The organism is Sphingomonas sp. 22R3R2A-7, from assembly GCF_036856055.1.
Classification (GTDB): Bacteria; Pseudomonadota; Alphaproteobacteria; order Sphingomonadales; family Sphingomonadaceae; genus Sphingomonas.
In genome coordinates this window covers 1871047-1883323 of record NZ_JASPFR010000001.1, presented here as the reverse complement: position 1 = coordinate 1883323, position 12277 = coordinate 1871047, and the positions used below count along the sequence as shown (strand labels likewise).

8 protein-coding genes are annotated in these 12277 nt (G+C 68.4%); 5 read left to right on the top strand and 3 right to left on the bottom strand.

What is annotated here, in order from left to right:
* The first annotated feature begins 2 nt into the window (after nt 1–2).
* Nucleotides 3–653 carry an SOS response-associated peptidase family protein gene (locus QP165_RS08845; RefSeq protein WP_056017415.1) on the top strand — a complete coding sequence of 217 codons (651 nt, stop codon included), beginning with the start codon at nt 3–5 and terminating at the stop codon, nt 651–653.
* A gap of 46 nt (nt 654–699) precedes the next feature.
* Here the strand turns inward: QP165_RS08845 and bluB are convergent, their stop codons facing one another.
* Together bluB and QP165_RS08835 are read right to left on the bottom strand one after the other, a co-directional pair.
* Nucleotides 700–1359, bottom strand: a complete 660-nt coding sequence (gene bluB / locus QP165_RS08840) for a 5,6-dimethylbenzimidazole synthase (RefSeq protein WP_333995234.1) — start codon at nt 1357–1359, stop codon at nt 700–702.
* Between the two features lie 74 nt (nt 1360–1433).
* The gene (locus QP165_RS08835) at nt 1434–3413 is read right to left on the bottom strand and encodes a beta-L-arabinofuranosidase domain-containing protein (protein ID WP_333995232.1); all 1980 of its coding nucleotides are present in this window, start codon (nt 3411–3413) and stop codon (nt 1434–1436) included.
* Nucleotides 3414–4084: 671 nt separating this feature from the next.
* Here QP165_RS08835 and QP165_RS08830 point away from each other — a divergent pair.
* Both QP165_RS08830 and uxuA read left to right on the top strand, forming a co-directional pair.
* Nucleotides 4085–7105 (top strand): TonB-dependent receptor, encoded by a 3021-nt coding sequence (locus tag QP165_RS08830; RefSeq protein WP_333995230.1) that lies wholly within the window; start codon nt 4085–4087, stop codon nt 7103–7105.
* 220 nt (nt 7106–7325) lie between these two features.
* Nucleotides 7326–8480 (top strand): mannonate dehydratase, encoded by a 1155-nt coding sequence (uxuA, locus tag QP165_RS08825; protein ID WP_333995228.1) that lies wholly within the window; start codon nt 7326–7328, stop codon nt 8478–8480.
* Nucleotides 8481–8507: 27 nt separating this feature from the next.
* On the opposite strand, the gene QP165_RS08820 is transcribed toward uxuA, so the two are convergent.
* Nucleotides 8508–10160 (bottom strand): L,D-transpeptidase family protein, encoded by a 1653-nt coding sequence (locus QP165_RS08820; RefSeq protein WP_333995226.1) that lies wholly within the window; start codon nt 10158–10160, stop codon nt 8508–8510.
* Nucleotides 10161–10350: 190 nt separating this feature from the next.
* Here QP165_RS08820 and QP165_RS08815 point away from each other — a divergent pair, with 190 nt between their 5' ends.
* Entirely contained in the window at nt 10351–11838 is a 1488-nt protein-coding gene (locus tag QP165_RS08815) for a PAS domain-containing protein (protein WP_333995224.1), read from the top strand.
* Nucleotides 11839–12186, top strand: coding sequence for a hypothetical protein (locus tag QP165_RS08810; protein ID WP_333995222.1), 348 nt, complete (start codon nt 11839–11841; stop codon nt 12184–12186). It begins immediately after the preceding gene.
* Nucleotides 12187–12277 lie beyond the last annotated feature (91 nt).

Here is a 12277-nt window from a genome sequence, read left to right as displayed (position 1 = left end):
CGATGTGCAACCGCGCGCGGTTCAGCGGCGAGCCGGATACGATCTTCGAACGGTTCGGCGGCGAATGGCTGACCGACAAGCCGATGGACAACCGCTTCGATCCGAAAGAGCTTCGGCCGTTCGGCCGCGCCTATGTCGTGCGCGACGAGGGCGCGCGGCGCGGTGTCGACGTGATGGAGTGGGACGTCCTTGCGGGGCAGGCCAAGCAGGCGGGGCGCAAGGTCGCGCAGACCAACGTCCGCACGCTCCATTTGCCGCAATGGCGTTCGCTGGTGAGCGATCCTGCCAACCGGTGCCTGATCCCGCTGACCGAATTCTGCGAATGGGCGCGCGAGCCGACCGACCTCGGCGACGGCAAGAAGCCGATCAAGGGCGAGATGTGGTTCTCGGTCACCGATCAGCCGGTGTTCGCGATCGCCGGGTTCTGGCGGCAGGTCGGTGAGCAGCGCTATTTCGCGATGGTGACGTGCGACGCGAACGAACTGGTCGCGCCGATCCATCCCAAGGCGATGATCACGATCCTGCGGCCCGACGATCACGACCGCTGGCTGACGGGCAGCTATGACGACGTGCTGGCGCTGCAACGGCCGTATCGTGCGGATCGGATGCAGGTGCGCGGTCCGGTCTTTCCGACGCGGACGCTGGCGGCGTAACCCGCGCGGTGTCGCGGTCGGTCGGTGCGGTCACCCGCTACGCGACCTAGCGCGCGATGACCCTGAGCGCGCGTCGCGTTTCCCATCCCGCCGTTTCGAGCTCGGGTGTCACGCCGTCGGTTTCGGGATAGCCGATGCAGAGATAGCCGACGAGCTGCCACGCGGAGGGCACGTCGAGGATGTGCGTCATGCGCGCGGGGTCGAGGATCGATACCCAGCCGAGCCCGATGCCCTCGGCGCGCGCCGCCAGCCAGATCGTGTGGATCGCGATGACCGCCGAGAAGGCGACGCTTTCGGGCATCGTCGCGCGACCGAGCCCGTGGCCCTGTTCCGGATCGGGTTCGACGAACACCGCGACATGGCAGGGCGCCTGATCGAGGCCTGCGAGCTTGAGGCGGGCATAGCGTGCGCTGCGTGCGTCGTCCTGCGCGGACAGGGCGGCGGCGTTGCATGCGACGAAATCCGCGCGCACCGCCGCGCGGCGGTCGAGGGATTCCACCGTGACGAAGCGCCAGGGCTGGCTGAGCCCGACCGACGGCGCGGTTGCGGCTGCGCCCAGCACGCGATCGAGCGCGCCGGGCGGCAGGGGCACGCGACGGAAGCGGCGCACATCCCGCCGCCACGCGAACAATGTGTCGAGCTGATGGCGGAAACCGGCATCGAACTCGGGGGCGGCGAGAGGGGCGGGAGGCGGGGCGGGGGGCATGGCGTGCCGGTCTAGCGGGATGGCGCGACGCATCCAATCCACCGCCGCGCCGGTCGCGCGCGGACCGGTCGCGGTCAGACGGGCGGGGTGAGCTGCCAGTAGGTCGCGTAGCGTTCGTGCGCGATGCGGTGATAGGGGATCAGGCGGACCGGCTGGTTGTCGGCGGATCGCGTCGTGAATTCGAGCGGACGCGTGCCGGGCGTGAGCGTGCCGGGGGTGTCGTTCGGCATGGCGGGAAGCGTCGGCGCGGTGAACGGGGTGTCGTTATACGCGCCGTATTTGCGTTCGTTGACGATGATGTCTGCGCCTGGGGCCAGCCCCTCGCGACCGAGCGCGCCGGCAAGGACCAGCGGGCCATAGGTGAACGCGACGATGTCGGGGGCGACCGGGTTGCGCTGGACCGCGACGTCCATCGCCAGCCGTAGTTCCACCGTGTCGCCGCTGCGCCAGGTGCGCGCGACGTCGACATAGCTGCCGGGCCGGGTCGAGCGCGCGGCCTCGGTGCCGTTGACGAGGACGATCGCGGTGCGGCTCCATCGCGGATGGCGCAGCTTGATCGTCGCGACGGTCGGGCGGGCGGATGTCCAGCGCAAGCTCGTCGTCGGAACGTCGGGAAACAGCGTCGTCTGCGTGACGCGCGCCGCCTTGTCCTTCCACGTCACCGCGGAGGGGATGAACAGGTTGACGTAGAGCGCGTCGTCGTCGTGGAAATAGATCGAGTCGCGGTATTTGACGTGGTTTTCCATGCCCGTGCCGGTGCAGCACCAGAACGAGTCTTCGGGGCTGTGATAGAGCTTCATATAGCCCGGCCGCGCGCCCTGGAAATAGGTGGTCATCCCGCTGTCGGGGTCCTGCGACGCGAGGATCCCGTTGTAGAGCGTGCGCTCGTAATAATCGGCATAGGCGACCTGCGGATCGTGCAGGAACAGCGCGCGCGTGAGCTTGAGCATGTTGTGCTGGCAGCAGGTCTCCGATCCCTTGGCGGAGAAGACATGCGACGCGAAGTCGGCGACCGGGAAGAAATGTTCGTTGTCGCCGTGCCCGCCCGTCGCGAACGACCGGGTGAGCGCGACCGTCCGCCAGAAGAAGCGCGACGCGTCGTGGTAGTCGGATTTTCCGGTGACCTCCCACAGCCGCTGATAGCCGATGATCTTGGGCAGTTGCGTGTTGGCGTGCAGCCCGTCGAGCGTGTCGCGACCCTTGGCGAGCGGCGCCAGCACCGCCTTCTGCGCGAAGCGTTCCGCGGTCCGGCGATAGTCAGCGTTGCCGGTCATGACGTAGAGGTCGGCGAAGATCTCGCTCATCCCGCCATGTTCGGTCTCGAGCATGGTCTCGAACTGCGCGTCGTCGAGCGACCGCGTCGCGACCACCGCCCAGTCGGCGAACCGCAACAGCGCCGCGCGCGACGGTGCGCTGTCCGCGAGCAAAGCGCCGTCGCGGAGGCCCGCAAAGACCTTGTGCAGCGTGTACCAGGGCACGCCCGTGATCGGATCGCCGCGCAGATGCGTCGCGAGCAAGGCGGCGCCGTCGGGGAACGCGCAGACGAGCCCCGACCCCGCGGCCTGCTGACATTCGGCGAGTTCGCGCGCGATATGATCGATCCGGCGCTTGTATTCGCGCTTGCCGGTCGAGCGATAGGCGAGCGCACACCCCGACAGATAATGCCCCAGCGTGTGGCCGTGGCAGTTGATGTCCGCCCAGAGCGGATCGGATTCCCACCCGCCATAGACGGGCGCCTTCGGTTTCAGCCCGGCGTTGACGCGGAAATTGTGCAGCAGCCGGTCGGGTTGCAGCGCGAGCAGATACGCCTCGGTCTTGTGCTGCGCATGCAGGAACGGGCTGTCTGACAAGGTAACGTCGGCGAGGTCGAAGGCGCGCAGCCTGGCCGCCGGGATGGCCGCCCTACTGTCCGCGACAAATGCCGCTGCAGGGCGCGCGGTCGACAGCATCGTTCCCGCCATCAGCGCGTGCGCGCCTGCGCTGACGAGGAAGGCGCGACGCGATCCGCCTGCGGGTCGCCCTGCTTTTCGCCCTGCAACTCGGGTGTCGATCATCTGCATTCTCCAACGCTTTTGTCGGAGTGATAGCAGGATGCGGGCGAGAGGGAAGGGCGCCGATCCACCGCGGTCGTTCGGCGCGTCGACGCGACCGTGTTCGATCCGGACGCGATTGCCGGATGGTAACGACGCTCAAAACGGTAGCGCGCACATCGGCAGGCGCCCTCACAGGTCGGGGCGAATTGGCCTAACCAAAGCATATTGACTTGCTGACAACTATCGCCGAGGTAGCGCTATCAACGATCTGTGTGAAGCAGGCATGACGAGGGATGGATGACTTGGGTGCTACGCAATTCTTCTAGTCGCAACGCGGGAGCGCATCGCTCCTGCCGGTTGCCCGCGTGTCGTGACGATTCCCCCGGGGCCCCCGGGCGACCGCGTCATGACCGTCGGCGCGCGGCCTGATCGGTTCGTGCAGCCCCCCGGCCGTCCACCCCGCTTACCCTGAACTTTCCGACCAGCCGCCGACGATTTTGCCTCCTGTCCAACGCACGGCAGCGAGGTTCCAGAGAGGATCCCGATCATGACGTCCAAGTCGAAGCCCGCCCGCAAGACATTGCCGCATCTGTCCCGCGGCGCGCTGTTGTGCGCGACGACGCTGGCCGCGCTGTGCGTGTCGGCCGCGAGCGCGCAGACGGTCCCGCCGCCGCAGGAGCAGGTGCCGGAAAATGGTCAGGACAACGGCCCCGCGACGCCGCCCGCGCCGCAGACCGACACGACGCAGGGGACGCCCACCGAGGACATCGTGGTCACCGGCTATCGCTCGAGCCTGGCCAAGTCGACCGACGCGAAGCGCGCGTCGACGGGGTTCACCGATCTCGATCTTCGCCGAGGATATCGGCAAGTTCCCCGACACGAACATCGCCGAATCGTTCAACCGCATCCCCGGCATCACGATCACGCGCGACGTGACGGGCGAGGGCACCAACGTCGCGATCCGCGGGCTGGGGTCGAACTTCACCAACGTGACGCTGAACGGCGCGACGATCGCGGTCGCATCGTCGGGCGCGACGGATGCGCAAGGCACCGACCGCTCGGTCGACCTCAGCTTCTTCCCGACCGAATTGTTCACCAAGCTAACGGTCAACAAGAGCTATACCGCGGATCTTCTCGAAGGCGGCGCGGCGGGTAACATCGACTTGCGGTCGGCGCGGCCGTTCGACCGCGCGACGGGGTTCCTGAACTATAACGTCCAGGGCACGCGCCAGTCGCCCGAGGACCGGATCGGCGCGCGCGGCGCGCTGATCGGCAGCTGGCGCACCGAACGCTTCGGCATCCTGGCGGGCGTGTCGGCGCAGCGGCTGTTCACCGATACGCGCGGGTTCGAGACGATCGGCTATACCAACCCCGCGCTGACCGCGGCGCAGTGCGGCGCCGCAAGCGGGTGCAACACGACGGGCGGCGGCAACTGGACGATCCCGGCGGTAGTGCCGGCGGGCGCCGGCGGCGGGCTGGTCGCGGGCACGCCGATCGACCGCGCGTTCCTGCTCGCGAACAATCCCGGCGCGACGATCCAGCAGATCGACAACGCGCTGCTGCCGCGCCTCGGGCGCACCACCAGCATCCGCGGCCCGCGCGACCGCATCAACGCGATCGTCAGCACCGAATGGCAGCCGACCGACACGCTGCATTTCTACATCGACGGTCTGTACGGCTACAAGAAGAACGAGCTGATCCGCGAGAACATGGCGTGGATCGTGCGCAACGGCGCGGTGATCCCGACCAACCTGACGTTCGACAAGGCCGATTGCACGGTCGGATGCGTGGTGACCGGCGGCACGTTCGCCAACGCGCAGTTCTTCAACGAATTCCGCCCCTATACCGAGACGACCAAGCTGTTCAGCGTCAATCCGGGGGGCGAATGGGAAATCTCGCCGACGCTCAAGGCCTCGCTGCAGGGCAATTATGCGCGATCGACCTTCCACCGCGAAAGCCCGACGGTCGGCATGACGACCCCGCTGGGCGTGGGCAATACGGTGACCTATTCGAACACCGGCGGGATGCCGACGATCACGAGCGGCCTCGACCTCAACGATCCGGCGAATTTCGGGTGGAATCCCGGGAGCCGCGTCAACATCTCCGACGAGCGCCGGCTCAACAAGAGCAAGGGCGCGCGCGGCGACCTGACCTGGGGCGACAAGGCGCTCAACATCAAGGTCGGCGGCGCGTTCGACGACGTGTCGCGGCGGATCCGCGGGTTCGACAACAGCCAGGCGTGGCAGAATGCGGTCTGCGGCAACAATCCGAGCGTGTTCGTCCCGTCGCCCAATACGCAGCCGCCCTGCGAAGGGCTGAACGCGCCGGGCGTCGTGCCCGCGGGGTATCCGACCTATCCGGGTCTGGGGACGGGGGCGACCACGGACGTCGCCGGTCCTTTGTCCTATGGCGGGTCGCTCGTGCCCAATGCCGCAGCGCCGGGCTATCTGACGCCGGGGCCTGCGGGGTTCGTCACGGTCGACTGGCCGGCGTTCGCCGCGGCGACCAACTATCAGTCCTTCCACGACAGCGCGCCTGACAGCGGCGGCGCCAACACGGGTGCGAGCGGCGGCCTGATCCGCGAGATCGTCAAGTCGGCGTTCGCCACGGTCAACGGCGCGCAGGAGCTGGGCGGCAACATGCTGCGCTTCAACCTCGGGCTGCGTTACGTCAACACGATCCAGCAGATCACCGGGCGCGTCTCGCTTCCCGATCCGCGCAACACGCCCGCGGCCGGCGGCAGCCTGCCCGATGGCAGCCGCTATCCCAACATCGTCAGCATGGTGTCGACGCGCAACGCCTATTCCGAATGGCTGCCCGCGGCGACCTTCGCCTATGATCTGAGCGAGCAGGCGGTCGTTCGCGTCGCCGGGTCGCGGACGCTGACGCGCCCCGATCCGTCGGCACAGCTGCCCGGCGTCAATTTCGGCGCACCCTCGGCGGATCAGGCGAGCATCGGCAACCCCGCGCTCGAGCCCTATCTGTCGACCAACCTCGACCTCGGTTTCGAATATTATACCGGCCGCGAGGGCGTGATCAGCTTCAACGCGTTCCGCAAGTCGATCGAGGGCTTCACCAACACCGCGATCAACACGGTCGCGTTCGCCGAACTCGCGCAATACGGCATCACCTACGACACGCTGAACCCGACGCAGCAGATCGCGCTGAACTCGCGTGGCGGTCCGACCGTCGCGCAGGTGCAGGTGACGTCGCAGGTCAACGTCCCCAACAAGCTGACGATCAACGGGCTGGAATTCCAGTGGGTCCAGCCGCTCGATTTCCTGACGCGGATGATCGGCGTCACGGGCTTCGGCTTCAACGCCAACGCGACGATCGTCGACCAGCGCAGCGACGGCCCCGCCACCGCGTTCGGCGTGTCGCCGTTCACGTACAACATCACCGGCTTCTACGAAAAGAACGGCGTGATGCTGCGCGTCGCGACGACGTCGCGGGAGGGTGCGCAGAACAGCGGCGCGGCGCAGAACGGCATCCCGTCGGCGGCATTGTTCGGGACGGACTATACGACCTACGACTTCTCGTCGTCGTTCGACCTCGACAAGATCTTCGGGATTGCGGGCGCGCCGCAGCTGACGATCAACGTGGCGAACTTCACCGATGCGACGCTGCGCTCCTATTTCCAGTTCGAGAACGCGACGTTCACGCAGTACAAGCCGGGACGCCAGTTCCTGATCGGCCTGCGCGGGACCTTCTAGGCGAGCGCGATGTCGTCGGGCGGCCGGTGGCGGCCCGACGACCGTATCGGCAAGCGTGCGGCGGGGATCAGCGGGGGAGGGGCCCGCCGACGCGGAGTCAATCAAGATAACAAATTGGCCAGTCAGAAAATTGACAAGTGTCATGCCAAATCAGCCTGCTATGCTATAAGACGCGCATGGCGACAGGCGCGCATCGACAGCAGGAAGACGATCAATGAGAATGACCCAGACCATGCGGTGGTTCGGCCCGAACGACCCGGTCGGGCTCGGCGCGATACGGCAGGCGGGTGCGACCGGCGTCGTCACCGCGCTGCACGAGGTGCCGAACGGCGCGGTCTGGAGCGAGGCGGCGATCGCCGAGCGGCGCCGGATCATCGAAGCGGCGGGGCTCGACTGGAAGGTCGTCGAAAGCCTGCCGGTCGACGAAGGGCTCAAGACGCGCGGTCGCGACTGGGATCGGCTGATCGAGGCCTATGTCGCGAGCTTGCGCAACTTGGCAGCGCACGGGATCGACGTCGTCACGTATAATTTCATGCCGCTGCTCGACTGGACGCGGACCGATCTGGCGTGGTCGCTGCCCGACGGCGCGCGCGCGTTGCGGTTCGAGCTCGAGGCGCTGGCGGCGTACGACATCCACATGCTGCGGCGTCCCGGTGCGGCGAGCGACTATGACGCGGCCGTCGTCGCAAGGGCGGAGCAGCGCTTCGCCGCGATGGACGAGGCCGCGCGCGTCACGCTCGAGCGGACGATCATCGCCGGGCTGCCGGGCAGCGAGGAGAGTTTCAGCTCGCCCGAACTGCTCGACTGTATCGCGACCTATGCGGATATCGACAGCGAGCGGCTGCGCGCGAGCCATGTCGCGTTTCTCGAGGCGGTGTGCCCGGTCGCGGAGGCGGAGGGGATCCGGCTGGTCGTCCATCCCGACGATCCGCCCTTTCCGCTGTTCGGACTGCCGCGCGTCGTCAGCACCGAGGCGGACGTCGCCGCGCTGTTCGACGCGGTGCCGTCGCCCGCGAACGGGCTGTGCTTCTGCAGCGGATCGTTCGGCGTGCGCGCGGACAACGACCTGCCCGGGATGGTCCGACGGCTCGGCGACCGGATCGGCTTCCTCCACCTCCGCTCGGTCCAGCGCGAGCCCGATGGCGCGTTCCACGAGGCGCCGCACCTCGAGGGCGATGCCGACATGCCCGCGATCATGGCCGAGATCGTCGCGTTGCAGGCGCGCACCGGGCAGTCGCTGCCGATGCGCCCCGATCACGGCCACCAGATGGTCGACGACCTGACCAAGACGACCAACCCGGGCTATTCGCTGATCGGCCGGTTGCGCGGGCTGGCCGAGCTGCGCGGGCTCGAACGCGGGATGACCTATCGCTAGGGTCGCCGGAGCCTCAGGGGCGCACGCTCACGGGCCGATATCGATCGCCTTGGCCTCGGCACGATTGGCGGCGGCGCGCGCGAAGCCCAGACGTTCGGCGACCGGGTCGTTCCAGCCGTAAGGATCGGTGCGGAACGCGACGCGGCCGTCATCGCCGACATAGACGTTGTGATAGAGCAGCCGGACAGGGATGCGCGTCGGCAGCGGGACGAACGTCATCTCGCCCGACATCTGCGCGGTCTGCCATGCGTCGGCGACACCCGCATCGTCCGCGAGCATCTGTGCGAATCCCGACGCATCCTCGACGCGGACGCAGCCGTGGCTGAGATGTCGCTGGCTGCGATCGAACAGCCCGGGCGCCGACGTGTCATGGAGATAGATCGCCTGGTCGTTCGCCATGTCGAACTTGACGAGCCCCAGCGCGTTGCTCGGCCCCGGCTGCTGGACGATCCAGCCGTCGCGGATCACCATGTTGTGCTCGGCCAGATAGTCGGGACCGACATTGGCCATTTCGCCGTTCTGGATCGACTTGGGCACGGTCCAGGTCGGGTTGGCGACGAGGCGATAGATCGGGGACGAGAGCCCGGGAGTCTCGCGGCCGGGTTCGCCAACGATGACCTTGCGCTGATCGACGAGCACGCCGTCGCGGTAGTAGCGAAGCTGCGCCGAGGCGGTGTTGACGTCGATCCGCGTCGCGGGCGCGGTGCGTGCGAGCCAGCGCCGCCGCTCGAGCCCGACCGCGAGCGAGCGTGCCCGGTCGCCCGCGCCGAGGTTGAGGACCTTGAGCGTGTCGGGACCGACGACGCCGTCGGCGGCAATGCCGTAATCGGTCTGCAACCCCTTCACCGCGTCGGCGAGTGCCTGCGTGTAGAGCGTCGGGGCGGCGGTCTGGCCGGGCGGCGGGGGCGCGGCGATATCGGGCGCGGCGATCGTGTAGCCGCTCTCGACCAGCTGCTCGACGATCGTCGCGACGCGCGGATCGCGCATGCCGACGCGGATCACGCCCGACGGGATCGCGATGGTGGGGGAGGCGACCGCAGCCTTTGCGCTGAACGCGAGATAGGCGGCGGACAGCGCGGCATAGTCCGCATCCTGCGGCGCGAGGCCGTCGAACCAGGCGGGCAGCGCGTTCGCCGCCAGTGCGCGCGCGAGGCCCGCGACGAGATCGACCTTGGGACGCGGCAGCGTGTAGACGTCGTGCAGCGTCGCCGGATCGACGCGCCCCTGTGCGAGCGCCGCGGCATAGTCGAGCGCGGCGCGCGTCCGCGCGATATCCTCGTCCGCCGCCGCGCTGCCGCCGGAAACGCCCGAGTCCTGCTCGGGCAGGAACGCGACGCGGTCGAGCCCGTGACGCGCGCGGTCGGCGAGGATCCGGTCGAGCGCCGCGGCGTTGCCCGCCGACCAGAGAGCGTGCCAGCCCGTCTTCGCATAAAGCGCGCGCGCGGGTGCGTCGGTGACCGCCTGCTTGTCGATCACCGCGGTTCCGCCCTCGATCGCGGGGAGGCTTGGCGCACTGCTCTTGGCGGCGGGCGGTTTGGCGCGCGCGGTCGCCTTTTTCTGGGCAGTCGCCGCGGCGATGGCTGCCGGGGCGGGGGCCGTCGGGACGAGCAGCAGCACCGCGGCGGCACCAAGCGCATGCCGGGCAAGCGAGGGCCGGGCGCGTAAGGGTCGTGATGTCATACCTATTGAACGTGCGACATCGCGCATCGGGTCAGATCCACGCCCAGATTTCGCTGTCGTGCCCCTGTCTCGCCCGGTGTCGCGCCCCGCATCGTCGCCTGCGCACGGTACGCGCGGGCGTCCGACCAAAGCTCTGTACGGTATCAGGGACTTGCGACGCGCGGACACTATCGGTAGCAATCGGATCGATTTGGAACAGAGTGAGAACCGTTCGCCGCTGCGGCAGGCCGATGGCGCGATGGTGCATGCGTGCGCCGTTGCCGCGTTCGAGCAGTCGCTCGACCGGACCGATCCGTTCGTCGCGGGGTTCGAGGATTCGAACCTTGCGATGGCGATCAGCGATCCTGCGCTCGACGACAATCCGATCATCTACGTCAACGCGGCGTTCGAGCGACTGACCGGCTATCGCCGCGACGAGGTGGTCGGGCGCAATTGCCGGTTCCTGCAGGGCCCGCTCACCGATCCGCGCGATGTCGGCGCACTGCGCGACGCGGTGGCGTGCGAGACGCGGATCGAGATCGACCTGCTCAACCACCGCAAGGACGGCAGCGCGTTCTGGAACCGGCTGCTGGTCGCGCCGGTGTTCGATGCTGCGGGCACGGCGCGGTATTTCATCGCGTCGCAGCACGACGTGACGCTCGAACGCGACCGGCTCGTCCAGCTGATCGCCGAGCACAAGGCGCTCGAGGCGGATGCCGCGGACGCACAGGCGCGGCTGGCGGACAGCGCGGCGCAACTCGCGTTCGCGCTCCGTGCGGGGCGGCTGGGCGCATGGACGTTCGAACCGCGCGCGCAGCTGCTCAACGCGTCTGCGGGATGCAAGGCGGTGTTCGGTCGCGATGCCGATGCGGTATTCGGCTATGACGAGTTCCAGGCGGCGATCCATCCCGAGGACCTGGCGCGCGTGCTGGATGCGATCGCGGCGACGCTGCGCGACGGCAGCGACTATGACATCGAATACCGGATCGTGACGCCCGGCGACGAGGTTCGCTGGGTTGCGATCCGCGGCGAGCTGTTGCAGCGCGCGGACGGGACGCCGTTGTCGATGACGGGCTTCTCGACCGACATCACCGAGCGCAAGCGCGTCGAGGAGCACCGCGCGCTGCTCGCGGGGGAGCTGACACACCGCGTCAAGAATACGCTCGCGACGGTCAGCGCGATCGTCAATCAGACGCTGCGCGATGCCGGATCGATGGACGAGGCGCGCGACACGATCGGCGCACGGATCGGGTCGCTCGCGGTCGCGCACGACCTGTTGCTGCGCGACGAGGTGGCGGGCGCGACGATGGGCGACATCGTCGCGGGGGTGATGGCGCCGTTCGACGATGGCCGGGGGCGGCTGTTCACGATCGCGGGGCCGGTGGTGTCGCTCGAGCCGCGCGTGACGCTCGCGCTGTCGATGGCGCTTCACGAGCTCGCGACCAATGCGAGCAAATATGGCGCGCTGTCGGTCGCGAGCGGGCATGTGACGATCGCATGGCGGATCGTGGTCGGCGACCAGGGCCGGCGGCTGGCCTTCCGGTGGGAGGAGGAGAACGGCCCCGTCGTGACGCCGCCAACGCGGACGGGGTTCGGGTCGCGGATGATCGAACGCGTGCTGGCGCAGCACCTGCGCGGCGCGGCGAAGATCGACTATGCGCCGGCGGGCGTCGTCTTCACGATCGACGCGCCGCTCTGAATGGCGAAGCCCGCGCCGCTCTCGACGCCCGACGGCCGCTATATCGTCGTTCGAGGCCGGCTGTGGCGTACGGCGAACCCGGATCTGTCCGAGGCGGCGCGAAGCGAATTTGTCGCGGCGCTGATGGACGCGCGCCGCGACGTGGCGCGTACGCGCAAGGCAGGCGATGCGGAGGGCGAGCGCGCCGCGCATGCCGCGGTCGATGCGGCCAAGCGCCAGCTCGGCGAGCGCGGGCCCGTCTGGTGGCACGACGGCGCGCCCGACCTGAACCGGCATCTTGCACGTACGACGCCCTATGCCGACTGGTTCGCATCGATCGCCCCCGATGCGGGGGGCGCGGTGCGCTGAACGGAGGGGCGTGACGCCCGAATGAACTTATTTACAGGACCGGTCCGCTTTTATCGGGCCCGTTGCGAGCGGCGCTTCGTTGGAAGCCTCT